Source organism: Dellaglioa sp. CoH-55-MRSF-9 (assembly GCF_056782155.1).
In genome coordinates this window covers 1-341 of sequence record NZ_JBXAYG010000037.1, presented here as the reverse complement: position 1 = coordinate 341, position 341 = coordinate 1, and the positions used below count along the sequence as shown (strand labels likewise).

Below are 341 nucleotides of genomic sequence, written 5' to 3'. Positions count from 1 at the left end.
GTTACGCAGCGTCTTGTATCCGAATCGTTTTTGCCTTTGGCACTTACGCATAGCGCGAAGATCGTGATGGAAGAGCATGATGTCGAGGTTTGGGACCGAAAAGAACTTTTGGTCGAAACTGAAACTATCGATGAAAGGCGTGAACTTAATGAGTGGTTTTGGGAAATTTCTGCGTCTGTCTCGAATTTCACGCCCAAATCGCTTTTCTACAAACGTGAGTTCGAGGTTGCGGGGCGTCGATTTCTTGGCGTGTTTCCTATCGAGGTTCCCTACGGCCATTTCGTATACAGGCTGAGTTTTGACCAAGAGGACCCCACGTGGCAAAAATCACGCACATAGTG

The 341-nt window shown here is 47.8% G+C and carries 1 protein-coding gene; it reads left to right on the top strand.

The features are described 5' to 3' along the window. A partial coding sequence (locus AC1RPV_RS07715) for a hypothetical protein (RefSeq protein ID WP_481764188.1) occupies positions 1–339 on the top strand: 339 nt, incomplete at its 5' end. Between the last annotated feature and the right edge of the window lie 2 nt (positions 340–341).